The following is a 22,823-nucleotide window of genomic DNA, read 5'->3' as shown; positions in this document are numbered from 1 at the left end:
AACATCGTCTGTGACGCCATGAAAGCAGGACGGCGCGATGACCGCGCCGTCCCGTGAACCTAACGGTGCCGATGTTCCGCTGTTATGCCGCCTTTTTCGCGGCGAGCTGGCGCAGCACGTATTGCAGGATGCCGCCGTGGCGGAAGAACTCGCGTTCCTTCGGCGTCAGCAGCAGCACCTTCACGGTGAACTCCTTCTTGCTGCCGTCCGCGGCGGTGGCGACAACCTTGGCCTCCTTCGACTCGCCGCCGTTGAGGCCGGTGATGTCGAACGTCTCCTTGCCGGTCAGACCCAGCGACTGCGCGTTCTGGCCGTCCTGGAACTGGCAGGGCAGCACGCCCATGCCGACCAGGTTGGAGCGGTGGATGCGCTCGAAGCTTTCCGCGATCACCGCCTTCACGCCCAGCAGCAGGGTGCCCTTGGCCGCCCAGTCGCGCGACGAACCGGTGCCGTATTCCTTGCCGGCCAGCACGACCAGCGGGGTTTTCTCGGCCTTGTACTTCATCGCCGCGTCGTAGATCGCCAGTTGCTCGCTGCTCGGCACATGCAGCGTGTAACCGCCTTCGACGCCGTCGAGCATCAGGTTCTTGATGCGGATGTTGGCGAACGTGCCGCGCACCATCACATCGTCGTTGCCGCGGCGCGAGCCGTAGGAATTGAAGTCCTTCGGTGCGACGCCATGCTCGATCAGGAAGCGCCCGGCCGGGGAATCCTTCTTGATTGAACCGGCCGGCGAGATGTGGTCAGTGGTGATCGAATCGCCGAACAAGCCCAGCACGCGGGCGCCGTGGATGTCCTCGATGCGGCCGGCTTCCTTGCTCATGCCGTCGAAGTAGGGCGGATTCTTGATGTAGGTCGAATCGTCCCATTTGAACAGCGCGCCATCCGGCGAGGCGATCTGGTTCCAGCGGCTGTCGCCCTTGAACACGTCGGCGTAGTTCTTGGTGAACATCGCCGGGTTGATCGCGCCGGCGATCGTGTCGGAGATTTCCTGGTTGCTCGGCCAGATGTCCTTCAGGTACACCGGCTTGCCGTCGCTGCCGATGCCGAGCGGATCGGTTTCCAGATTGATGTCGAGGCTGCCGGCCAGCGCGTAGGCGACCACCAGCGGCGGCGAGGCGAGGTAGTTCATCTTGACTTCGGGATGCACGCGGCCCTCGAAGTTGCGATTACCCGACAGCACCGAGGCGACCGCTAGATCGCCGTCGGCGATGCCCTTGCTGATCTCGACCGGCAGCGGGCCGGAGTTGCCGATACAGGTCGTGCAGCCGTAGCCGACCAGATAGAACCCGACCTTCTCGAGTTCCTCGAGCAGACCGGTCTTCTTCAGGTAATCGGTGACGACCAGCGAACCAGGCCCAAGCGAGGGCTTGACCCATGGCTTCGACTTCAGGCCACGTGCAGCGGCCTTCTTCGCAAGAAGGCCGGCGGCGAGCATGACGGCAGGATTCGACGTGTTCGTGCACGAGGTGATCGCGGCGATCACGACCGCACCGTCACGCAAGCGGAATTTCTCGCCGTTCAATTCGACGTGCGGGCCTTCGGCGCATGCGCTTTCGTCGTGGCCGACTGCGGTCGCGCCGCCTTCGTTGGCGAAGCGCTCGACGGTCGTAGCGAGCGGCTTGCGGTTGGCGGTCAAACCGCCGAGTGCGTCGTGGAAGCTCTTCCTGACGTCTCCAAGCAGCACGCGGTCCTGCGGACGCTTCGGTCCGGCCAGCGACGGCTTGACCTCCGCGAGATTGAGTTCCAGCGTGGTCGTGAAGTCCGCGTGCGGTGTCGTGTCGTCATGCCACAGGCCCTGTGCCTTCGCATACGCCTCGACCAGCTTGATCTGCGCCTCGTCGCGACCCGACAGGCGCAGGTAGTTCAGCGCTTCCTGGTCGACCGGGAAGATGCCGCAGGTCGCGCCATATTCCGGCGCCATGTTCGCAATCGTCGCGCGATCGGCCAGCGGCAGGTGCTTGAGGCCGTCGCCGAAGAATTCGACGAACTTGCCGACCACACCGAGCTTGCGCAGCATCTGGGTCACGGTCAGCACGAGGTCGGTCGCAGTGATGCCTTCACCGAGCTTGCCCGTGAGCTTGAAGCCGACCACTTGCGGAATCAGCATCGACGAGGGCTGGCCGAGCATCGCGGCCTCGGCCTCGATGCCGCCGACGCCCCAGCCGAGCACGCCGAGGCCGTTGATCATCGTGGTGTGCGAGTCGGTGCCGAACACCGTGTCCGGGTAGGCCCAGTTCTCGCCGTTCTTCTCGTTGGTGAACACCACGCGGGCGAGGTGCTCCAGGTTGACCTGGTGCACGATGCCGGTGCGCGGCGGCACCACCTTGAAATTGTCGAACGCCTTCTGGCCCCAGCGCAGGAACGAGTAGCGTTCCTGGTTGCGCTCGAACTCGATCTCGACGTTGGTCTCCAGTGCGGCCCGGGAACCGAACGCATCGACCTGCACCGAGTGGTCGATCACGAGTTCGGCCGGTGCCAGCGGATTGATCTGCGTCGCGTCGCCGCCGAGCTTGACCACCGCATCGCGCATCGCGGCGAGGTCGACCACGCAGGGCACGCCGGTGAAGTCCTGCAGCACCACGCGCGCCGGCATGAACGAGATCTCGGTGTCGGGCTCCTTCTTCGCGTCCCAGTTCGCGACCGCCTCGATCTCCTTTGCGGTCACGTTGACTCCGTCCTCATGGCGCAGCAGGTTTTCCAGCAGGATCTTCATCGAATAGGGCAGGCGCTTGAGATCGAAGCGCTGGCCGAGCTTGGCGAGGCTGGCGTAGTGGTAGCGCTTGCCGTTAACCTCGAAAACGTCTCGGGTCGAGAACGAATCTGTCATCTGAATCTCCTTGCTGGCTGGCGGGCGTTCGCTGGCGGATCGCGTTGACGCGCGATCCTGCGCTCGCAGTAGGGCGAGAAAGTCTTCTCTCGCCGTTCCGGGGCAAGCCGAACGAGCCTTACGACAGCGAGGCTGGTCGTCCAGCGTCTGCGGGCGATTGCCGAGACGCCGGGTTCAAGCTTGCGCCGGGACGACGACTTGTCCAGACCCTACGCGGGAAAGCGGGCGGGTGAACAGGGCCCGCCATTATCGCTCAAACCCGTGTCGCATCGCGACATCGGGCTGCCACGCGTTCAGCGCGCGGTGGCTTCAGCCTCGGTCGAGGGTGCTGCGTGCGAGCAGGCCGCGCGCGAGCATCGCGTACTCGCGCCGCCTGAGCAGCAGGCGCAGCTGGCCGCCGCCGACCTGGCGCCACAGAACCGCGGAACGTACAGCGGCGAGCAGCAACGCGCGGATCTGCTCGACCAGCTGCGCGTTGGCCAGATGCAGCGGATTGCCGTGCACGATCACGCGCGGACGCAGTTGCGAGAGGGTGGCGACATACAGGTCGGCCAGCCGAGCCTGCACGGTCGCATGCGCGCTGCCGAAATGGTCGGCCTGGCGCTGGATGGCCACGATTCCGTTGCGCAGATCGCCGAGCATGCGCGGATTGCGTGCAAGCCGGCGCTCCAGCCGCAGCACGCCGAGCACGAGCCGGGTCAGCGCGAGGTCACGTTGGCGCCCCTCGAACTGCGCATGCAGGGTTTCCAGGCCCATGCGCACACCGGAGAGCCCGCCGAACACGTCCGCGGCGCTGTCCGCATCGATGCGGAACACGCTGGCAAGACAGGCTTCCGCGCCGGCCGCGTCGGCGCGACCGTTCGTCGCGACGTCGCGCACGAGCCGGCACGCCTGCAGCACGCCGGCCAGGGCGATCACTCGCGACTCACGCATGCCACCCCCCGAACGGTGCATCACAGCGATCGATGACCCCGCCGCCGAGACAGGCATCGCCGTCGTAGAACACGACCGACTGGCCTGGCGTGACCGCGCGTTGCGGTTGGTCGAACAGGACGACGCAGGCGTCACCGTTGATTTCGACGTGACAGGCTTGCGCGTCCTGCCGATAGCGCGTCATCGCGACGCAACGAAGCTGCGTGCCCGGTGCGACCCCGGCCACCCAGCTCAGACCGCTCGCCGCAAGCTTGCGCGAGTGCAGCCAGTGGTTCGCGTTGCCTTGCGCGACATACAGCACGTTCGTAGCCACGTCCTTGCCGACGACATACCAGGGTTCGCCCTCGGCGCCGCGGCGACCGCCGATGCGGAGGCCGCTGCGCTGGCCAAGCGTGAAGTAGAACACGCCCGGGTGCTCACCGACCGTGATGCCGTCGGGCGTCTGCATCAGGCCGGGTTGCGCCGGTATGTACTCGGACAGGAACGCGCGGAAATCGCGCTCGCCGATGAAGCAGATGCCGGTCGAGTCCTTCTTGTCATGCGTGGCGAAACCGGCTTCGCGCGCGATTCGGCGCACTTCGTTCTTTTGCAGTTCGCCGAGCGGAAACACGGCGGCGGCGAGGGCGTGCTGGCCGAGCGCATGCAGGAAATAGGTCTGATCCTTGCCTTTGTCGCGTGCGCGCAGCAGGCGCCAGCGGCCGTCGACCTCGTCCACGCGTGCATAGTGGCCGGTCGCGATCTTGTCCGCGCCGAGCGCACGCGCGTGATCGAGGAAGGTCTTGAACTTGATCTCGCGGTTGCAGAGAACGTCGGGGTTCGGCGTGCGTCCACGGCGGTATTCGTCGAGGAAGTGTGCGAAGACCTGGTCCCAGTATTCGGCCGAGAAGTTGCGTGCGTACAGCGGAATGCCGAGCTTTGCGCAGACCGCGACGGCGTCCTTGCGGTCCTCGTCGGCCCGACACGGACCCTTGCGGTCGTCCTCCTCCCAGTTCTGCATGAACAAGCCGGCGATCGCCGCACCGGAGCGCTGCAGCAGCAGGGCGGCAACCGATGAATCGACGCCGCCGGACATGCCGACGATGATCTCCGCGCTGGTCACAACCCGTTGTTGCTCGCGTTCATGGACGGGCGCTGAAAGCCCTGATTGCATCCAGAGGCAGGTGTCGCCCGGTGAGCCAATCGTCGACGCTGGCGAGCACCATCGGACTGCGCAGGCGCGCGCCGGCGGCTGCGATCTCGTCGCGGTTCAGCCAGAGCGTGCGCAGGATGCCGTCGTCGAGGGGGCGCGAGGGATGATGGCGTGCCGGCTCGGCGCCGAACGTGAAGCGCACGAACTGGCGTCCGGATGGCGAACGCCATTGCTGCACGCCGAGCAGGCAGGTCAGCGTGACCTCCCAGCCGGTTTCCTCGAGCGTCTCGCGCAACGCGGCGGCGTGCAGCGTTTCGTCCGGATCGAGATGCCCGGCCGGCTGGTTCAGCACGATGCGGCCGCGCACATCTTCCTCAACCAGCAGAAAGCGCCCGTCCTGCGGGACCACGGTAGCGACGGTCACGTGCGGTCGCCAGATGTCGACGTCGTCGAGTTCGGCGGAATGCTGGGGAAGCTGGCTCATCCGCGCAGTTTAGCAGGCGCCCGCGCAGCCCTTGCAGCCACACATTTCGACAACATGTAGCGACGCGGCGTTCCGCGACTCAGGGGTATACTCGACTTGGCCGACACAAACCGTTTTCCCATGGCGCAACAGCACGATCCGAACACCGAACATGGACTCGGCCTCACCGTCGAGGAGGCGCGACCGGAAGTCGTGCGCCCGCCGCTCTACCAGGTGATCCTGCTCAACGACGATTTCACCCCGATGGACTTCGTGATCGTCGTACTGGAGACATTCTTCAGCATGGATCGCGAACGCGCGACCCAGGTCATGCTCCATGTGCATACGCGCGGCAAGGGCGTTTGTGGCGTTTTCACCCGCGAGGTCGCGGAAACCAAGGTGACCCAGGTCAACGAATTTTCCCGGACCCATCAGCATCCTCTGTTGTGCACGATGGAAAAGGCCTGACCGGCGTGTCAGATTGAAGACCGCGCGACGGTCCATATATTGCAAGCAGCAATAGTGCAGGCAGCGACTTCGGAGACCATTCCGGCATGTTCAGCAAGGATCTCGAGATCACCATCGGCCAGTGCTACAAGGAGGCCCGCGAGCAGCGCCACGAGTTCATGACCGTGGAACACCTGCTGCTGGCACTCCTCGACAATGCATCGGCGACGGCGGTGTTGCGCGCGTGCGGCGCGGACACGGCCAAGCTCGGGCGCGACCTGCGCTCGATCATCACCGAAACCGTACCGGTGCTGCCGCCGAACGACGAGCGCGACACCCAGCCGACGCTCGGTTTCCAGCGCGTGCTGCAGCGTGCGGTCTACCACGTGCAGTCGTCCGGGCGGAAGGAAGTCACCGGCGCCAACGTGCTGGTCGCGATCTTCGGCGAGAAGGACTCGCACGCGGTGTATTTCCTCGGCCAGCAGGACGTGTCGCGGCTCGATGTCGTCAACTACATCTCGCACGGCATTGCCAAGATCGGCCACGACGCCGGTGCGCAGCCGGCCAGCGGCGAGGCCGCGCGTGACGCCGAAGGCGGCGAGGAACCGCGCGGCAATCCGCTCACCGAATTCGCGAACAACCTCAACGAGCTCGCGCGGCAGGGCAAGATCGATCCGCTGATCGGGCGCCAGGAAGAGGTCGAACGCACGATCCAGGTGCTGTGCCGACGCCGCAAGAACAATCCGCTATACGTCGGCGAAGCCGGCGTCGGCAAGACCGCGCTCGCGGAAGGTCTCGCCAAGCGCATCGTCGAGGGCGAGGTACCGGCCGTGCTCGCCGACTGCACGATCTGGGCGCTCGACCTCGGCGCACTGGTCGCCGGCACCAAGTATCGCGGCGACTTCGAGAAGCGCCTCAAGGGCGTCATCGCGCAGCTCAAGAAAGAGCCAGGCGCGATCCTGTTCATCGACGAAATCCACACGATCATCGGCGCCGGTTCGGCGTCCGGTGGCACGATGGATGCTTCCAACCTGATCAAACCGGTGCTCGCCAGCGGCGAACTGCGCTGCATCGGCTCGACCACGTTCCAGGAATACCGCGGCGTGTTCGAGAAGGATCGCGCACTGGCGCGGCGCTTCCAGAAGATCGACATCGTGGAGCCGTCGATCGCCGACAGCATCGAGATCCTCAAGGGCCTGAAGACGCGCTTCGAGGAGCACCACAAGGTCGAGTACACGAGCGACGCGCTGAAGGCGGCGGTCGACCTCTCGGTCAAGCACATCGCCGACCGGCTGCTGCCGGACAAGGCGATCGACGTGATCGACGAGGCCGGCGCGCGTCAGCACCTGCTGCCGGAAAGCCAGCGCACCGGCAAGGTCGACGTGCCCGACATCGAGTTCATCGTCGCGCGCATGGCACGGATTCCGCCGAAGCAGGTCTCCGCCTCGGACCGCGATGTGCTGCGCAATCTCGACCGCAACCTGAAGATGGTCGTGTTCGGCCAGGACGCCGCGATCGACAAGCTGGCCGGCGCGATCAAGATGGCGCGCTCGGGTCTCGGCAACCCCGAGAAGCCGATCGGCTGTTTCCTCCTGACCGGCCCGACCGGCGTCGGCAAGACCGAGGTCACGCGCCAGCTGGCGATGCAGCTCGGCATCGAGCTGGTGCGCTTCGACATGTCCGAATACATGGAAGCGCATTCGGTGTCACGCCTGATCGGTGCACCTCCGGGCTATGTGGGCTTCGACCAGGGCGGCCTGCTCACCGAACAGATCGTCAAGCATCCGCATTGCGTGCTGCTCCTTGACGAGATCGAGAAGGCGCATCCGGACGTCTACAACGTGCTGCTGCAGATCATGGATCACGGCGCGCTGACCGACACCAATGGTCGCGAGGCGAACTTCAAGAACGTGATCGTGGTGATGACGACCAACGTCGGTGCGCAGATGGCCGCGCGGCGCACGATCGGCTTCATCGAGCAGAACCACGCGACCGATGCGATGGAAGCGCTGAAACGCAATTTCACTCCAGAATTCCGCAACCGTCTCGACGCGGTCGTGCAGTTCAATTCGCTCGACTTCGAGCACATCCTGCGCGTGGTCGACAAGTTCCTGATCGAACTCGAGGCGCAGTTGCAGGAGAAGCACGTTGCCCTGCACGTGGACGGCGACGCGCGGCGCTGGCTCGCCGAACACGGCTTCGACCCGCAGATGGGCGCCCGTCCGATGGCCCGCGTGATCCAGGAGAACGTCAAGCGCCTGCTCGCCGACGAACTGCTGTTCGGCAAGCTCGCCAGCGGCGGCAAGGTGCTGCTGTCGGTCAAGGACGGCAAGCTCGCGGTCGAGAGCGAGGCGGCGGAGAAGATGCCGGCGGTCGTGGAGTAGGCAGCGAGTGCTGCTTGCCGGCGCACGCCTCGTGAGCCCGTCAATGGAAAAGCCGCGCAGGTGCGCGGCTTTTCTTTGCTCGTCATTCCGGTACAGGCCGGAATCCATTGAAAATCACGCTATGGATCCCGGCGTAACCTGCTCAAGGAGTTCGTGGAGCTGGCGCCATAGCCAGTCCTGCGTCACTTCATGCGGTACGTGATCCGCCCCTTGGTCAGGTCGTAAGGCGTCATCTCGACCTTGACCTTGTCGCCGGTCAGGATGCGGATGTAGTTCTTGCGCATGCGACCGGAAATGTGTGCGGTGACCACGTGCCCGTTCTCGAGCTTCACGCGGAACATCGTATTGGGAAGGGTTTCGAGGATCGTACCCTCCATCTCGATGACGTCGTCTTTGGACATTGTTCCCTGAGGATGGCTGGGCCGGGCGGCCCGGAAAGGCGCGCGATTCTGCCACGATCGGGCGGTCGCGGGAAGCAAAACCGCCATCACGCCGCGTCCGGGTTCGCTCGTGCGGCGCCAACGGAGCGATCAGGCTGGCTCATTTGGAGATCGCAGGCAGGCCAAAGCTCAGGCTCGAAAAGACCGTTTCGAAATCCGTTTCGCTCGATTTCGGCAGTGGCTTGGTCCAGATCACGTTCAGGAGCCAGTCGCCGCTTGGCGGCATGCTGAAGCGCGCGCGTCCGTCCCGGTCGGTCAGCTGCGTTTCGAATGGCGTTTCGTCGTGTTCGAGGTCCGTGAGCTTGACCAGGGCGCCCTGCAGGGGCTGGCCTTCGTAGAACACGCGTACGGGCAGGGTCGCAGACCGCGGCTGCAGGTAAGGACTCTGTTCCGGCACGATTTCGAGTGGCAGGCCGAGCGGCCGGGTCACCTGCGCCTGCGCGACGGGGTCCGCAGGTCCCACCTGCACGATCGACTTGGCGCATCGGCTGTAGTTTTCGGAGCCGTCGGCATCCATCCGGTGCGTGCGTCGCCGCTGCTCCAATGCGGGCGTGAGACCTTCGACCTCGAGGTAGTCGTTGAAGCGGATGGCCGGCAGATGGCTTTGTGCGCGAGCATCCGTTTCCAGCGCCAGCACGTAGGTGCCGGGATCCGCAAAGCGCAGGATGCCGTCCTCGGTGGCGCGCCCCGGATGCAGGTTGCCGCGCAGGTCGATCGCGCTTCCGTTGGGCGCGATCGCTCCGAAACGGGTGATCCTGCCGAGCGGGATCGGCGATCGTTGGCGAAACGGTCCGTGACCGACCTGCAGCGTCAGCGCGGTGGTCGCACCCGGTTGCTGCCAGTACGCAGCCGGCTGCAGCCAGAAATCGTGCGCCATGACGGAGGAGACGCAGCAGAACGCGGCCGGCAGCACGAGCTGGAACACACGGCGAGACACATCGATGCGCGCGCGAATCTTCGGACACATTCGTACTACTCCAGATGGTCCGGCAGATAGCCGGGTGTCACCGATACAAACGGCAATATCGCGGCGAGCAACGCCACGGCGATCAGCCAGCTCGATACCACTTTCAATGTGATCGGCAGGCGTCGCCCGGCGATGGATGCAGTCGCCAGCAGCGCCAGGGTGCAGGGCAGGGCCTCCAGCAGTTCGAATCGCGATCCAGCCAGCGCAACCACGGCACCCGCCCAGGCTCCCGCATTGAGCGATAGCGCGACCGCCCATCGCGCACGCAGCCCGCGACGCAGATGCACGGTTGCGGCGTTCGCAGCCACGCCGATCCAGCAACCAAGGAATACCGCGTCGGTCCAGCCGGATGGAACCGGTGCGAAGACGGCCCCCGTCGATGCCAGCGCGAGTGCGACGAGGCCGGGTATCCGCGCGCTGCGTGGCGCCACCGCGAGTGCCAGCCCCGTCGCCGCGCACAGCATCAATGCCGCAACGAATGCGCTCCTCATGTGCCGACCGCCCGGTACAGGAACCAGATGCCGAACGCGGCGATGAATCCGCCAAGGCCGCGCGTCGCCACGCGGCCGCTTGGGCGCGCGTTGAGGACGCCGATGCCGATGCCGAGTACATGCAGCAGTCCCGTAGCGAACACGAATCCCGCGCTGTAGCCGAACGGGTCGGCCGCCGATGGCAGTTCCCTGCCGTGCGCGTACCCATGGAACAGCGCAAATAGGCCGACGACGAGCGAGGCCGCCCAGATCGGCGCCTTGAGCGCGAATGCGATGCAGGCGCCCAGCATCAGCACCGAAAGCGCAATGCCGATCTCGACCGGAGGCAGTGGCGCACTGAGCATTCCCAACACCGCGCCCGCGACCATCGCGATCGGAAACACGACCGGCAGCACGTAGATCAGCGGCGGTCCGAGAAAGGCGCCCCACAGGCCCACACTGACCATCGCGAGCAGGTGGTCGAGTCCGGTGAACGGATGGCGGAATCCGTAGGCGAATCCGCCGGACAGCCCCGTGCCCATGTGCGCGGTGGCCGGACTCGCAAAGGTCAGGATGGTGATGCCGAGCAGGGCGCAGGTCGGCGTCGAACGAAAACGGCAGGCAGTGTTCCGGAATGGATGCATGGCGAGGCTCGTTTTGCGGATCGGGAATCGTTTGCGGGCGGGTTGCACCCGCCGCATGCGTTCAGCGTTCGCGTCGCCTGCGCTCCGCTCAATGTCCATGTGGTGGCATCGGGTCTGGTGCGGCGAGAAACGGAAACACGGTCGACGAATGCTCGCGATCGTCACGATCGACGCCGTCATCGACGCCGGAGGTCGTGCCGTTCACCAACAACGACCGATAGACGTCGATCGCATCGATGGTGGGTGTCCGCCCGCCGCAGTCGCCACTGAGGTCGTTGCGCGCGGACAGGCTGGCGAGCTCGACCGCGAAGAACTGATTGCAGACGGCCGATGCACTGTTGACCCAGAGTCGGTCGTCGGCGAGCAGGGTTGCGAGCGCACGATAGCGGCCGGGTGGTGCCGCCTTGCGGTCAGTGAGCCACTGGTTGCCACACGTGCCGTCGAGGCCATCGTAGAACTGGAGGCCCTTCTCAATCTCCGGAATGAATCGCGCCGACGTCGCCGGAGTCGCCGCGTTGTATTGCTCCTTCAGGGCGTCGCTGATGTCGTCGGGTGCGATCGTGCCGAGCAGTGCGTTGCCCGTCAGCGGCCGGCCGGCGCGGTCTATCTGTTTGCCCTGTCGGGACGTCGCGCCCCAGACCGCGAGCAGCTTGCCGCCCTTGGCGACGACATCGAGATCGATCGAGACGACCAGTGCCGAGGACGTCCAGCCGGCCAGGAAGTTTCTCGCCGGACCCCCATCGGTGTGCCTCCACTGGTCGAGAATCTCGTGCACGGTCGTGGCATCGAAGTTCGGGCAGCCCGCCGCATCCATGCCGGCGCCGTTGCGCAGCGCCTTGGCGGCCGTCTGGTAGGCGGCTCGCGTTCCCTTGACGTTGTTGAAGAACGGATCGTCCCGAAATCCGGCGAAAACGCGGAATCGTGAATTCCATGTCTCCTGACCGTCGGGAATGCTGGCGTCGCCGCGCGCGTAGTCGCCATAGCCCGCGCGGCACTCCATCACCGAAGCGCTTGCCAGATGGCAAGCGATCGTCGTCGTTGCGGTGGTCCGGTCAAACCGCTTCCCGCTGTCGACGTGGAACACGTAGTCGAGCTTGTCGGAGAACGTGTGGCCCACGATCGTCATCACCAGGTTGAGCTGCCGGCCATTGGGCGAAGTCCAGGCGTAGATGTCGCCGATGTCCGCGCTCGGATTGGCGATCACGGTGGGCGTATCGAGGTGGTCGGATGCGTGCGAGCCGATTCCGGTCAAGGAAAGGATCGCAGCGAGCGGAGCCATGACAAAAAAGCGCCGCATGCGTGTCATCAAGCTGGGTATGCCTTGCATTGTCGTCAGAGCCTCTTGGAAAAAAGCGAACAGAAACCCGAGCGCCGATTTCTGGCGCTATCGAAAATCCCTGGTGAAACGGAAAGCTTTAAGGTGTCGGCCTGAGCGCTATCGCCATCCGGCGGCTTGCGGCGCCCATGCGTTCCAGAGCCGCCGAGCTTCTTCGGCAATGACATCCGGACGCTCTTCCGGCCAGAACAGCTTGCTGCCCTGCAGGTGTCGCACGCCGCGCGATGCACCGAACGTGTGGTCCAGATAGTCAGGACTGGCCGGCGAGAAAATCGTATCGCCGGCGCCCCATACGATCCGCGTCGGAACCGTGCTGCGCCTGAGCTCCGCTTCAATACCCGTCAAAGCATTGCGTTCGAGCGCGATCGCATACGCATGCAGCAGCTCCCTGCTGCGCTTCGACGCCAGCAATGGCGCGAAGTAGGTCTCGATGGCGTCGTCGGTGGGCTGCGCGGGATCCGCGTAGCACATGCCACCGATGCCCTTCGACGAACGCGCGAGCGCCTTGTCGGCCCGCCACGGCGCCAGCCATTCATCCGCAAACCGGCCTTGCCTGGCCAGCTCGATGACGGGCAGCAACGCCGGTGGCGGGCTGTTGGTCTCGACGTCGCAATTCGTCAGCAACAGCGTGCGCACGCGTTGCGGATGCCGGACGACGAGCAACTGGGCTACGGCGCCGCCGCTGTCGTTGGCGACCAGGTCGACGCTCGGAATCGCCAATGCGTCGAGCAGCGATACGAGCATCTCGACCTGTGCTGCCGGTGCGACGTTTCCTCCTTCGGCGACACGCGTATGGCCCAGGCCGAGGAAATCCGGCGCGATGCAGCGGCGATACGGCGACAGCCGCGCAATCGCGCCGCGCCACTGGAATCCGTTGAGTGGAAACCCGTGCAGGAACAGGGCGACGGGACCGATGCCGACATCGACGTGAGCGACATCACCGAAACGCGTCTTCGTGAAGCGCCGCAGCGCACGGTAGTCGCCGGAATCCAGGGACTCCCGTGAGGCGGACGCTACCCCGGCGAGGCTGCATTGCTTGCAGCCCGCCAGGGCGGTCAGCGTCAACGCGCAGACCGATGCCGCGATGAAGTTTCGGCGATTCATGACGCACCGACGCCAGTGACGAAGGACCGTTCCGGCATCGCGGAGAAACGTGGCCGAGGAAGGTTCGTCATCGCTCAGTTCCCGCCCGACGACGTCGCTGAGTCGTGCGCCTCTCTCAACTTCTGCGCGCACTCGTCGCAACACACCTCGACGGTCCGGCCGCCGATCTTCACCTTGAAGGAATTCTCATCCAGCGGACAGTCGCATGCCGCGCATGTTTTCTCTGCCATGACACATTCTCCGGGCCGCTCGAAATCCGAGCAGACATAGTGGACACCTTCGGAGGGAGATCCCGCTGTCAGAATCTTTAGCGATCCTGCGCCGCCGTCAGCGCTGCAATGCGGATTGACGGAATTCGGAAGGTGAACGGCCGTAGGTGCGCTGGAAGGCCGCGCTGAAATGGCTGTGGCTGGAGAAGCCCAGATCGAGGCTCAGTTTGCTGAGATCGTCGTACTGCGCGAGCAGGTCCAGCGCGCGTGCCAGACGCAGGCGCAACTGGTAGCGGTAAAGGGGCAGGCCTTCAACCTGCTGGAACACCTGCGTGAGATACACCGGCGACACGCCGACCTCGGCGGCGATGTCGGCCAGCGCCCAGCGCCGGGAGAGATCGCTCGCCAGCACCAGCTTGGTGCGGTCGACCAGATGCTGGCGGCCGGCGCTGGCGCCCACGGCATGCGTGGTGCGTGGTCCGAGCGAACGCTGGACGAGCGTCAGGGCCAGGCTTTCCGCTTCGAGGGATTCGGCGATCTTTTCGCGCAGGCTGTGCCGCAGCAACGCGACCAGTGCCTGCGCGCGTGCATCGATGCGCAGCCGCCGCTGCCGGAACACCAGGCCTGTGCCTTCGCGCCGCAAGGCTTTCGGCGCGAGCTCGCCCAGCATGCCTTCCTCGACGAACACGGCCAGGCTGCGGTCGCCGCCCGGCACCGGATGACTGATCCGATCGCTCTCGCCGGCGTTGAAAAACAGCACTTGTCCCGCCTCGGCGACCACGGCGGCGTTCGCCAGATGGCGTACGTAGATGCCGCGGTACGGAAACACGAGATGGGTGACGTCGTCGAGGTGTTCATGTTGCCCGTCGCCGCGGCAACACATGTCGTGGACGGCGACGGTCGGCGTTTTCAACAGTAATGTCGTGGTGAACCCGGACATGCCATCCTCATCCGCCGCCGGCTGCGATGGCGACAGGCCGGCAGCATACACATCGAGGTACGCCACCGGACGACAGGAATCACGGGGTGCAGCCAGCACCCGGTCAGGCCAGTTCCACTGGTCGCGGCGACCCGAAGCGCGTGCGCCAGGAGCCGACGATCCCGGGTTCCGCCGTGAGTCGCGAGACCTCCCGACAAAATGCGGCGCGCGGCATCTCGAGTGCACCGAGCGTGAGCAGGTGGTCGGAGGCGACCTGTGCATCGAGCAAGGGAAAGTCCCACTCATGCAGTGCATGGCATAGCGCGAGCAGCGCGACCTTCGATCCATTCGTCGCCGCGCTGAACATCGATTCGCCGTAGAACATGCGCCCGATCGCGACGCCATAGATGCCGCCGACGAGGCGTTCGCCGTCCCAGGCTTCGACCGAGTGCGCATGGCCGAGTGTGTGCAGGCGCTGGTAGGCAGCGAGCATGTCGTCGGTGATCCAGGTGCCGCGTTCGCGCGCGCGCGGGGCCGCACAGGCGCGCATGACCTCGGCGAATGCGCTGTCGGCGCGGATTTCCCAATCGCAGCCGCGCAACCAGCGTGCGAGGCGGTGCGGTACGTGTATGTTCGCGGTATCGAACACGGTGCGCATCGCAGGCGACCACCACAGGATCGGCTGGTCGCCCGAATACCACGGGAAGATGCCACGCCGGTAGGCGGCAAGCAGGCGCGCGGACGAAAGATCGCCACCGGCCGCCAGCAGACCGTCCGGTTCGTCCAGCGCGGTCTCGACAGGCGGAAATGCATCCGGTCGCGCCAGATCGAGAAAGGGCAGGCGAATCATTGAACGCCCTTCCGCTCAATCGAAGGGGCGAAAGGGGATGGCGTCGCCCGTGTCGCGGTGTGCGCAAACGGCGAGTGTTCCAGCACCTCGTCGCGATAACCATTCAGCATTTCCGCCTCTTGCCGCAGCGCCTCGGCGATCGCGGCACGGAAGCGTGCGTCGGCGATCCAGTGGAACGAGCGCGTGCACACCGGCAGGAAACCGCGCGCGACCTTGTGCTCGCCCTGCGCGCCGGGCTCGAACGTCGTCAGGCCTTCGCGCAGGCAGTACTCGATGCCCTGGTAGTAGCAGGCCTCGAAATGCAGGCCTTCGACGTGCTCGTGGCAGCCCCAGTAGCGTCCGTAGAGCGTCGTCGAACTGCGCAGCAGCAGCGCGCCGGCGACCAATCCGGAACCACGGCGGCACAGCACTGCGACGACGCGGCGCGGCATCGATGTACCGAGGTGGCGGAAGAAATCCAGCGTCAGCGCCGGATAGTTGCCCTTGTCGTCGAACGTCGCGAGATAGAAATCGTGCAGCGCCTGCCAGTCGGCATCGTCGAGTTCGTCGCCGTGGCGAATCTCGCATTGCACGCCGGCGCGCGCGACCTGCATGCGCTCGTGGCGGATGTTCTTGCGCTTCTTGTGGTTCAGCGCGGCGAGGAAGTCATCAAAATCGCGCCAGCCCTCGTTGTGCCAGTGAAACTGCCAGTCGAAGCGCGGCAGCCAGTCGCTGCCGGCGAATGCTGCGGTGTCCTCGCTGCCCGTGAAGTTGAGGTGTGCCGACGACAGCCCCAGCCGTTGCGCTTCGGCATGGATCGCGGCGATCGATGCCGCGCGCAATGCCTGCGCATCCGCTCCACGCCCTGTCAGCAGGCGCGGCCCCGTCACGGGCGAGTAGGGCACAGCGCAGAGCAGCTTCGGGTAGTAGTCGAGGCCGTGCTGCTCATAGGCGTGCGCCCAGCTCCAGTCGAATACGAATTCGCCGTGCGAGTTGCCCTTGAGGTACAGCGGTGCGGCCGCGATCAGGCGGCTGCCTTCGTAGAGACCCAGATGATGCGGCCGCCAGCCAGTGCGCGCATCGATGCAGCCGTGGCGTTCGAGGCCGGCAAGGAAAGCGTGGTCGACGAACGGATTATCGTCGGGCAGCAGCGTGTTCCAGGCACCTTCCGGAATCTCATCGAGCGCACGATGGAAGCGGGCTTGGACCATGCGTCGGATATTGTCGTCGTACGCTGCTTTGTAGGAGCGGCTTCAGCCGCGATGCTTTTGCCATGACATGCGCTCAGGAGCAAACGCATCGCGGCTGAAGCCGCTCCTACGGAAACGTGGACGATGGGACGGCGTCGTCAGATCTTGTCGAGGAACTTCTCGGCGTCCAGCGCGGCCATGCAGCCGAAGCCGGCCGAGGTGACCGCCTGCCGGTAGACCTGATCGGCGACATCGCCGGCCGCGAACACGCCCGGCACGCTGGTTGCGGTCGCGCCGCCGTGCAGGCCGGTCTGGATCTGGATGTAGCCGTTGTGCATCTCGAGCTGCCCCTCGAAGATCGAGGTGTTGGGCGTATGGCCGATCGCGATGAATGTGCCGGTCACCGGGATATCACGCGTGGAGTTGTCGTTGACGCTGCGCAGGCGCACGCCGGTGACGCCGCTGTGGTCGCCGAGCACCTCGTCGATCGCGTGGTTCCAGACGATGTCGATCTTGCCGGCGCGCTGCTTCTCGAACAGCTTGTCCTGCATGATCTTCTCGGCGCGCAACTTGTCGCGACGATGCACGAGCGTGACCTTGCTGCAGATGTTGGACAGGTACAGCGCTTCTTCGACCGCCGTGTTGCCACCGCCGACGACCGCGACTTCCTGGTCGCGGAAGAAGAAGCCGTCGCAGGTCGCGCAGGCGGAGACGCCCTTGCCCTTGTAATGCTCCTCGGACGCGATGCCGAGGTACTTCGCGGTCGCGCCGGTCGCGATGATCAGCGCGTCGCAGGTGTACTCGCCGCTGTCGCCCTTGAGGCGGAACGGGCGCTTCGAGAGATCGGTGCTGTGGATGTGGTCGAACACCATCCCGGTATGGAAGCGCTCGGCGTGCTCGGCCATGCGCTTCATCAGGTCAGGGCCCTGCAGGCCCTCGACGTCACCGGGCCAGTTGTCGACGTCCGTCGTCGTCATCAACTGGCCGCCCTGGGCGAGGCCGGTGATGAGCGTGGGCTTGAGGTTCGCGCGCGCCGCATAGACGGCAGCGGTGTAGCCGGCCGGGCCGGAACCCAGGATGATCAGACGCGAGTGCTTGGCAGTGCTCATGTATAATCCGGGCCGCTTTCAAGGCGACCATCTCGTAACGTTTTTTCCGACGCTGGCGCGATCAAGAATGCCGCCGGCGAACCCGATTCCCGGTCACTGTCCGTCTGTCGCATCGCGGCATGCGGTCGTGCGGGAACCGGGAGAATGAGGGGAATGCGTGCGTGATTCAAGGCGCCACCCGTGATCGTATAGAACGCCCTTAGTGAGGATTTTCGCAATGCGCATCGGTGTACCTTCGGAAACCAAGACCCTGGAAGGGCGCGTCGCCCTCGTTCCCGCCGCCTGCGCCGATCTCGTGCGCCGCGGCCATGAGGTGTACGTGCAGGCCGGCGCCGGCCTGAAGAGCGGTTTCCATGACGAGGACTATGCGCGTGTCGGCGTGAAGCTCGTGCAGAGCGCGAAGAAGCTCTATGAAGCGGGCGAGTTGATCGTCAAGGTCAAGGAGCCGATCGCCGGCGACCTCAAGCTGCTGCGCAAGGATCACCTGCTGTTCTGCTATCTGCATCTCGCTGCGGAGCCGAAGCTGACCGAGCGCCTGCTCGAGATCGGCCTCACCGGCGTCGCGTTCGAGAGCGTGACCGAAGCCGATGGCTCGCTGCCGCTGCTGGCGCCGATGTCGATCATCGCCGGTCGCATCGCGACGCAGATCGGCACGCACCTGCTGCACCAGCCGTCCGGCGGCAAGGGCAAGCTGCTCGGCGGCCTGCCCTCGACCGAACGCGGCAAGGTCGTCGTGCTCGGCGCAGGCGCGGCCGGCGGCAACGCGGCAGCGCTGGCTGCGGCCGGCGGCGCGAACGTGGTCGTGTTCGACATGCGCCCGGACCGTCTCGCACAGATGATGGCGCTCGGCGCCAACGTGACCGCGCTGTATCCGTACGAGGAAACTGTGGCGCGCGAAGTGAAGGATGCCGACATCGTGATCGGCGCCGTGCTGATCCCGAGCGCGAAGGCGCCGCGCGTGGTCACCCGCGCGATGGTCAAGTCGATGGAGCCGGGTTCGGTGCTGGTCGACATCTCGATCGACCAGGGCGGCTGCTTCGAGACTTCGAAGCCGACCACCTGGGCGCATCCGACCTATGTCGTCGACGACGTCATTCACTTCTGCGTGACGAACATGCCGGGTGCGGTGCCGCAGACGTCGTCACAGGCGATCTGCGCAGCGATCCTGCCGTACGTGAACCGTCTCGCGTCGGACAAGAACTGGCGCAAGTTCGAGCCGCTGAAGAGCGGCATCAACGTCGAAGGTGGAAAGATCGTCCATCCCGCGCTCAAGTCCTGATTTATAACAATGGCTTACTGCAGGAACTTCGGGTAAATTGTCCTGGTGGCGCGCGTCCTGAAAGCGGCAAAACCGGCTCCCCGCCTCGATGAGCACTGGCACAAGCGGCTGCGTGAGGCGGCGTTTCTGCTGTTGCTGCCGCTCGCGATCTACCTGTTCGCCTGCTTGCTGAGCTACAGCCAGAATGATCCTGGCTGGTCGCACGCAGGCGAGCCTGCGCACGGCATCCACAATTTCGGCGGTGCGTTCGGCGCGTGGATCGCGGACCTCGCGTTCTACCTCAGCGGCATCGTCGCGTACGCGTTGCCGGTGCTGTTGCTGGTCGTCGGCGGTGTCGTCCTGCGCGGGGTCGCGACGGAGGAGCGCTCGCCACTCGAACCGACCCTGCGCCTGGTCGGTTTCGTGGCGTTCTTCATCGCTGCGCCCGGCCTCGCATTCCTGCACGGAACCCAGCCGACGATCCTGCCGGCCGGCGAGGGCGGCATCCTCGGTCAACTGGTCGGCGGCAGCCTGATGCGCACGTTCGGGCCGCTCGGCGCCGGGCTGTTCCTGCTCGCGCTGCTGTTGATCGCGGTCACGCTCGCGACCGGCCTTTCGTGGTTCAAGCTGATGGACAGCATCGGCCGCTTCCTGCTTGGTGCCGGGGCCGGTGTCGCCAGCAAGATGCGCCGTGCCGAGGACTGGAACGCCGCACGCGAAGCACGTGCCGAGCGCGAGGTCGTGCGCAAGATCGACACGGTCAAGCAATCCAAGCGCGAGCCGATCAAGATCGAACCCACGCTCGCACCGATCGAGAAGAGCGAGCGCGCGCAGCGTGAGACGCAGATTCCGTTGTTCGCCGGTGCCTCCCACGACGGCGAGCTGCCGCCGCTGTCGCTGCTCGACGAGCCGATGCCGCAGACCAAGGGTTATTCTGAGGAAACGCTCGAGGCGCTGTCACGCCAGGTCGAGTTCAAGCTCAAGGATTTCCGCATCGACGCGCAGGTGGTCAGCGCGCACCCGGGACCGGTCATCACGCGCTTCGAGATGCAGCCGGCACCGGGTGTCAAAGGCAGCCAGATCTCCAGCCTCGACAAGGACATCGCGCGCGGTCTGTCCGTGGTCAGCGTGCGCGTGGTCGACGTGATCCCGGGCAAGTCGGTGATCGGCCTGGAGATCCCGAACTCGAACCGCGAGATCGTGTATCTGTCGGAGATCCTGAGTTCGGGCAAGTACGACGCGCTGAAGTCACCGCTCGCGCTCGCGCTCGGCAAGGACATCGGCGGCGCGCCGGTCGTGGTCGACCTGCAGAAGATGCCGCACCTGCTGGTCGCCGGAACCACCGGCTCCGGCAAGTCGGTCGCGCTGAACGCGATGGTGCTGAGCCTGCTCTACAAGGCCAGCGCGCGCGATGTGCGCATGATCATGATCGACCCGAAGATGCTGGAGCTCTCGGTCTACCAGGGCATTCCGCATCTGCTCGCGCCGGTCGTCACCGACATGAAGGAGGCTGCCAACGCGTTGCGCTGGTGCGTCGCCGAGATGGAACGCCGCTACAAGCTGATGTCCGCGGTCGGCGTGCGCAACCTGGCCGGATTCAACAAGAAGGTCAAGGACGCCGACGACGCGGGCCAGCCGCTGCTCGATCCGCTGTTCCGTCCGGATGCCTCACAGCCGAACGTCACCGCGCAACCGCTGCAGCCGCTGCCGTACATCGTCGTGATCATCGACGAATTCGCCGACATGATGATGATCGTCGGCAAGAAGGTCGAGGAACTCATCGCACGCCTCGCGCAGAAGGCGCGCGCGGCCGGCGTGCACCTGATCCTCGCCACGCAACGCCCGTCGGTCGACGTGATCACCGGCCTGATCAAGGCGAACATCCCGACCCGCATCGCGTTCCAGGTGTCCTCCAAGATCGACTCACGCACAATCCTCGACCAGTCCGGCGCCGAGACGCTGCTCGGCCACGGCGACATGCTCTACCTGCCGCCCGGCACCGCCGCGCCGGAACGCGTGCACGGCGCGTTCGTCGACGACCATGAGGTGCACAAGGTGGTCAGCTGGCTGCGCGCGCAGGGTGAACCCGAATACATCGAGGGTGTGCTCGAGGAAGTGCAGTCGCTCGGCAACGGCAAGGTCATCGGCGAATCCGGCTTGCCCGAGGACGCTGCAGGCGAAGGCGGCAATGGCGACTACGACGAGCTCTACGACCAGGCCGTGCGCATCGTCACCGAATCGCGTCGCGCCTCGATCTCGGGCGTGCAGCGTCGCCTCAAGATCGGCTACAACCGCGCCGCGCGCCTGATCGAGGTCATGGAACGGGAAGGCATCGTCACGCCGCCGGAAACCAACGGCAACCGCACGGTACTGGCACCGCCGCCGCCATCTGATTAGTGCGTCCTGCCGGGGATTGAAGGTGGTAAGGAATTTCCTTACACTTCAATCCGCTTCTTTATGAAGATCCGGCAATGATTTCGAGCAAACTGACGACCAAGGCGCAGACGACGATCCCGCAGCCGGTACGCGCGGCGCTCGGCGTACGTGACGGCGACGAAATTGCCTACGAGATTGACGGGGATCGCGTGATCCTGACCAAGGCAAGGTCGGCGCCGGTTGACGATCCGTTCCGCACCTTCGACGAGTGGGACAGCGAGGCGGATCGGCGCGCGTATGCAAAACTTTGAGCCGGGCGATGTCGTAAAAGTCCCGTTTCCGTATACGGATCGCGCTACGCGGCAGCGCCGTCCAGCGCTGGTGATTTCCGCTGCGAACCTGCAGGACACACACGGCCTGCTCTGGGTGCTGATGATCACCAGCGCCGAGAACCGCGGCTGGCCCGGCGACGTGGCCGTTCCCGACCTCGTCAAGGCGGGGCTGCCGGTGCCGTCGGTGATCCGCACTGCGAAGGTCGCGACGATCGACGCACGCGATGCCGAGCCGCTCGGACGGATCGGGGCGCGGACCCGCAGGCAGGTGTCGCGGAACATCGACGCGGTCCTGCGGCCTGATGGCGATGCCTGATCCTGTCCGCATTCATGCAGAGCCCGGATAATCGACGCTCTGCGCTTCCGAGGTTGACTCATTCCATGCGTGTTCTCGTTCCGCTTCTCGCACTTCTTGCCGCCACCACTGCATTGGCCACCGACAGCGCACGCTCGCGCATGGAAACATTTTCCAAGGGCCTGCATTCGGTCACCGCGAGCTTCAGCCAGTCAGTCACCGACGCGAATGGCCATCGCGGCGACGAGTCGCGCGGAACCTTGGCGCTCGAGGCGCCGCGCCAGTTTCGCTGGGAGACCAGCGCGCCATACCAGCAGACCATCGTCGCCGATGGCGCGAAGGTCTGGGTCTACGAACCGGACCTGCAGCAGGTTTCGGTGCGCAACCAGAGTTCGGAGGAAGCGCACAGTCCGCTGACCGTGCTGACCGATCTGTCCCAGCTCGATCGGCAGTTCACGCCAGGTGAGGCCGGCGAGCGCGATGGGCTGACGTGGCTCAGGCTGGCCTCGAAGGCAAAGGAGCCCGAGTTCGAATACGCCGAACTCGGCTTCGACGCAGGCACGTTGCAGCGCATGCGGTTCAAGGACCAGCTCGGCAACACCACCGAAATCCGCTTCGGCGACTGGAAACGCAATCCTGCGCTGCCCACGAGTACGTTCAAGTTCGTGCCACCGAAAGGCGTCGACGTGGTCGGCGACGTCAAGCCCGATGCGGAAGTGTTTCCGGTCAAGGATTGAAAGGAGCGAACGCCGGCCCGGACAGGCGAACGGCGTGAGGGTCCAGATTGAGGCACGGCCGAATGCCATGGTGTGCAGCGATGTTGCACATGACCGCCGTCACCTGCGATCGCTGACGCCTGTGCCTGATCCGGCTCACCGCGAATCGCGATGATCCTCCCGCACCACCGATGGTGCGGGAGGAGACATCATGAACATCGAGCTTCCGGATCTCTCGTCGCCGCAGCGCGAGACGCTCGAAAAGTACCTGCCGTTCGTACTGGCCATCGCAGTTGCGTGGCTGCTCGCGCGCGGGCTGAAGAAACTGTTCTGGACTGCGTTCGGATTGTTCCGGGCGTTCCATTGGAGCGGGCTCGGCCACCATGGGTGGTGATGCGCACGTCTTCCGGGTACAAACTTCCGCACCACGCACCGATAATGCC

22 protein-coding genes are annotated in these 22,823 nt (G+C 65.3%); 8 read left to right on the top strand and 14 right to left on the bottom strand.

Annotation, left to right across the window (positions count from 1 at the left end; translation table 11 throughout):
* Window positions 1–82 precede the first annotated feature (82 nt).
* The 4 genes from acnA to ABD002_RS00180 all read right to left on the bottom strand — a co-directional run bounded on the left by acnA (window position 83) and on the right by ABD002_RS00180 (window position 5,376).
* Window positions 83–2,830 (bottom strand): aconitate hydratase AcnA, encoded by a 2,748-nt coding sequence (acnA, locus tag ABD002_RS00195; RefSeq protein ID WP_343785914.1) that lies wholly within the window; start codon window positions 2,828–2,830, stop codon window positions 83–85.
* Between the two features lie 309 nt (window positions 2,831–3,139).
* Window positions 3,140–3,763: a high frequency lysogenization protein HflD gene (gene hflD / locus ABD002_RS00190; protein WP_343785912.1), complete on the bottom strand. Its 624-nt coding sequence runs from the start codon at window positions 3,761–3,763 to the stop codon at window positions 3,140–3,142.
* Window positions 3,756–4,862, bottom strand: a complete 1,107-nt coding sequence (mnmA, locus tag ABD002_RS00185; RefSeq protein WP_343785910.1) for a tRNA 2-thiouridine(34) synthase MnmA — start codon at window positions 4,860–4,862, stop codon at window positions 3,756–3,758. Before mnmA ends, hflD begins: the two co-directional genes overlap by 8 nt.
* A gap of 19 nt (window positions 4,863–4,881) precedes the next feature.
* Window positions 4,882–5,376 (bottom strand): NUDIX hydrolase, encoded by a 495-nt coding sequence (locus ABD002_RS00180; RefSeq protein WP_343785908.1) that lies wholly within the window; start codon window positions 5,374–5,376, stop codon window positions 4,882–4,884.
* 120 nt (window positions 5,377–5,496) lie between these two features.
* Here ABD002_RS00180 and clpS point away from each other — a divergent pair, with 120 nt between their 5' ends.
* The gene (clpS, locus tag ABD002_RS00175) at window positions 5,497–5,823 is read left to right on the top strand and encodes an ATP-dependent Clp protease adapter ClpS (protein WP_343785905.1); all 327 of its coding nucleotides are present in this window, start codon (window positions 5,497–5,499) and stop codon (window positions 5,821–5,823) included.
* An 86-nt stretch (window positions 5,824–5,909) separates the two neighbouring features.
* On the top strand, window positions 5,910–8,186 hold the full coding sequence (gene clpA / locus ABD002_RS00170) for an ATP-dependent Clp protease ATP-binding subunit ClpA (protein ID WP_343785903.1): 2,277 nt from the start codon (window positions 5,910–5,912) through the stop codon (window positions 8,184–8,186).
* A gap of 182 nt (window positions 8,187–8,368) precedes the next feature.
* On the opposite strand, the gene infA is transcribed toward clpA, so the two are convergent.
* The 10 genes from infA to trxB form a co-directional block, all read right to left on the bottom strand.
* Entirely contained in the window at window positions 8,369–8,587 is a 219-nt protein-coding gene (gene infA, locus ABD002_RS00165) for a translation initiation factor IF-1 (RefSeq protein ID WP_343785901.1), read from the bottom strand.
* Between the two features lie 139 nt (window positions 8,588–8,726).
* Entirely contained in the window at window positions 8,727–9,593 is an 867-nt protein-coding gene (locus ABD002_RS00160; RefSeq protein WP_343785899.1) for a DUF4198 domain-containing protein, read from the bottom strand.
* Window positions 9,594–9,598: 5 nt separating this feature from the next.
* Complete coding sequence (locus ABD002_RS00155) at window positions 9,599–10,084, bottom strand: hypothetical protein (RefSeq protein ID WP_343785897.1); 486 nt, start codon at window positions 10,082–10,084, stop codon at window positions 9,599–9,601.
* Complete coding sequence (locus ABD002_RS00150; protein WP_343785895.1) at window positions 10,081–10,707, bottom strand: HupE/UreJ family protein; 627 nt, start codon at window positions 10,705–10,707, stop codon at window positions 10,081–10,083. Before ABD002_RS00150 ends, ABD002_RS00155 begins: the two co-directional genes overlap by 4 nt.
* Before the next feature lie 88 nt (window positions 10,708–10,795).
* The gene (locus ABD002_RS00145) at window positions 10,796–11,986 is read right to left on the bottom strand and encodes a DUF4331 family protein (protein ID WP_343785893.1); all 1,191 of its coding nucleotides are present in this window, start codon (window positions 11,984–11,986) and stop codon (window positions 10,796–10,798) included.
* Between the two features lie 156 nt (window positions 11,987–12,142).
* Window positions 12,143–13,147, bottom strand: coding sequence for an alpha/beta fold hydrolase (locus ABD002_RS00140; protein WP_343785891.1), 1,005 nt, complete (start codon window positions 13,145–13,147; stop codon window positions 12,143–12,145).
* 327 nt (window positions 13,148–13,474) lie between these two features.
* Window positions 13,475–14,296 carry a helix-turn-helix transcriptional regulator gene (locus ABD002_RS00135; protein ID WP_343785889.1) on the bottom strand — a complete coding sequence of 274 codons (822 nt, stop codon included), beginning with the start codon at window positions 14,294–14,296 and terminating at the stop codon, window positions 13,475–13,477.
* A gap of 103 nt (window positions 14,297–14,399) precedes the next feature.
* On the bottom strand, window positions 14,400–15,125 hold the full coding sequence (gene aat / locus ABD002_RS00130; RefSeq protein ID WP_343785887.1) for a leucyl/phenylalanyl-tRNA--protein transferase: 726 nt from the start codon (window positions 15,123–15,125) through the stop codon (window positions 14,400–14,402).
* Entirely contained in the window at window positions 15,122–16,315 is a 1,194-nt protein-coding gene (locus ABD002_RS00125) for a GNAT family N-acetyltransferase (protein WP_343785885.1), read from the bottom strand. Before ABD002_RS00125 ends, aat begins: the two co-directional genes overlap by 4 nt.
* A gap of 137 nt (window positions 16,316–16,452) precedes the next feature.
* Entirely contained in the window at window positions 16,453–17,403 is a 951-nt protein-coding gene (gene trxB / locus ABD002_RS00120) for a thioredoxin-disulfide reductase (RefSeq protein ID WP_343785883.1), read from the bottom strand.
* Between the two features lie 217 nt (window positions 17,404–17,620).
* Here trxB and ald point away from each other — a divergent pair, with 217 nt between their 5' ends.
* From ald to ABD002_RS00090, 6 genes are all read left to right on the top strand, one after another.
* Window positions 17,621–18,682, top strand: coding sequence for an alanine dehydrogenase (gene ald, locus ABD002_RS00115; RefSeq protein ID WP_343785881.1), 1,062 nt, complete (start codon window positions 17,621–17,623; stop codon window positions 18,680–18,682).
* Window positions 18,683–18,727: 45 nt separating this feature from the next.
* Window positions 18,728–21,058 carry a DNA translocase FtsK gene (locus ABD002_RS00110; protein WP_379988375.1) on the top strand — a complete coding sequence of 777 codons (2,331 nt, stop codon included), beginning with the start codon at window positions 18,728–18,730 and terminating at the stop codon, window positions 21,056–21,058.
* 74 nt (window positions 21,059–21,132) lie between these two features.
* Window positions 21,133–21,348: an AbrB/MazE/SpoVT family DNA-binding domain-containing protein gene (locus ABD002_RS00105; protein ID WP_343785879.1), complete on the top strand. Its 216-nt coding sequence runs from the start codon at window positions 21,133–21,135 to the stop codon at window positions 21,346–21,348.
* The gene (locus tag ABD002_RS00100) at window positions 21,335–21,685 is read left to right on the top strand and encodes a type II toxin-antitoxin system PemK/MazF family toxin (RefSeq protein ID WP_343785877.1); all 351 of its coding nucleotides are present in this window, start codon (window positions 21,335–21,337) and stop codon (window positions 21,683–21,685) included. The genes ABD002_RS00105 and ABD002_RS00100 overlap by 14 nt, the downstream gene beginning before the upstream one ends.
* A 65-nt stretch (window positions 21,686–21,750) precedes the next feature.
* The gene (gene lolA, locus ABD002_RS00095) at window positions 21,751–22,401 is read left to right on the top strand and encodes an outer membrane lipoprotein periplasmic chaperone LolA (RefSeq protein WP_343785875.1); all 651 of its coding nucleotides are present in this window, start codon (window positions 21,751–21,753) and stop codon (window positions 22,399–22,401) included.
* Between the two features lie 190 nt (window positions 22,402–22,591).
* Window positions 22,592–22,774 (top strand): hypothetical protein, encoded by a 183-nt coding sequence (locus tag ABD002_RS00090; RefSeq protein ID WP_343785873.1) that lies wholly within the window; start codon window positions 22,592–22,594, stop codon window positions 22,772–22,774.
* Window positions 22,775–22,823 lie beyond the last annotated feature (49 nt).

The organism is Dokdonella soli (genome assembly GCF_039523175.1).
Classification (GTDB): Bacteria; Pseudomonadota; Gammaproteobacteria; order Xanthomonadales; family Rhodanobacteraceae; genus Dokdonella_A; species Dokdonella_A soli.
The sequence above is the reverse complement of the archived record's forward strand: the minus strand, read 5'-3'. Positions and strand labels throughout refer to the sequence as shown.

Coding starts and splice junctions, on each gene's coding strand:
- acnA (WP_343785914.1), bottom strand. CDS start 2,830: ATGACAGATTCGTTCTCGACCCGAGACGTTTTCGAGGTTAACGGCAAG.
- hflD (WP_343785912.1), bottom strand. CDS start 3,763: ATGCGTGAGTCGCGAGTGATCGCCCTGGCCGGCGTGCTGCAGGCGTGC.
- ABD002_RS00180 (WP_343785908.1), bottom strand. CDS start 5,376: ATGAGCCAGCTTCCCCAGCATTCCGCCGAACTCGACGACGTCGACATC.
- clpS (WP_343785905.1), top strand. CDS start 5,497: ATGGCGCAACAGCACGATCCGAACACCGAACATGGACTCGGCCTCACC.
- clpA (WP_343785903.1), top strand. CDS start 5,910: ATGTTCAGCAAGGATCTCGAGATCACCATCGGCCAGTGCTACAAGGAG.
- infA (WP_343785901.1), bottom strand. CDS start 8,587: ATGTCCAAAGACGACGTCATCGAGATGGAGGGTACGATCCTCGAAACC.
- ABD002_RS00160 (WP_343785899.1), bottom strand. CDS start 9,593: ATGTGTCCGAAGATTCGCGCGCGCATCGATGTGTCTCGCCGTGTGTTC.
- ABD002_RS00155 (WP_343785897.1), bottom strand. CDS start 10,084: ATGAGGAGCGCATTCGTTGCGGCATTGATGCTGTGCGCGGCGACGGGG.
- ABD002_RS00150 (WP_343785895.1), bottom strand. CDS start 10,707: ATGCATCCATTCCGGAACACTGCCTGCCGTTTTCGTTCGACGCCGACC.
- ABD002_RS00145 (WP_343785893.1), bottom strand. CDS start 11,986: ATGGCTCCGCTCGCTGCGATCCTTTCCTTGACCGGAATCGGCTCGCAC.
- ABD002_RS00140 (WP_343785891.1), bottom strand. CDS start 13,147: ATGAATCGCCGAAACTTCATCGCGGCATCGGTCTGCGCGTTGACGCTG.
- ABD002_RS00135 (WP_343785889.1), bottom strand. CDS start 14,296: ATGTCCGGGTTCACCACGACATTACTGTTGAAAACGCCGACCGTCGCC.
- aat (WP_343785887.1), bottom strand. CDS start 15,125: ATGATTCGCCTGCCCTTTCTCGATCTGGCGCGACCGGATGCATTTCCG.
- ABD002_RS00125 (WP_343785885.1), bottom strand. CDS start 16,315: ATGGTCCAAGCCCGCTTCCATCGTGCGCTCGATGAGATTCCGGAAGGT.
- trxB (WP_343785883.1), bottom strand. CDS start 17,403: ATGAGCACTGCCAAGCACTCGCGTCTGATCATCCTGGGTTCCGGCCCG.
- ald (WP_343785881.1), top strand. CDS start 17,621: ATGCGCATCGGTGTACCTTCGGAAACCAAGACCCTGGAAGGGCGCGTC.
- ABD002_RS00105 (WP_343785879.1), top strand. CDS start 21,133: ATGATTTCGAGCAAACTGACGACCAAGGCGCAGACGACGATCCCGCAG.
- ABD002_RS00100 (WP_343785877.1), top strand. CDS start 21,335: ATGCAAAACTTTGAGCCGGGCGATGTCGTAAAAGTCCCGTTTCCGTAT.
- lolA (WP_343785875.1), top strand. CDS start 21,751: ATGCGTGTTCTCGTTCCGCTTCTCGCACTTCTTGCCGCCACCACTGCA.
- ABD002_RS00090 (WP_343785873.1), top strand. CDS start 22,592: ATGAACATCGAGCTTCCGGATCTCTCGTCGCCGCAGCGCGAGACGCTC.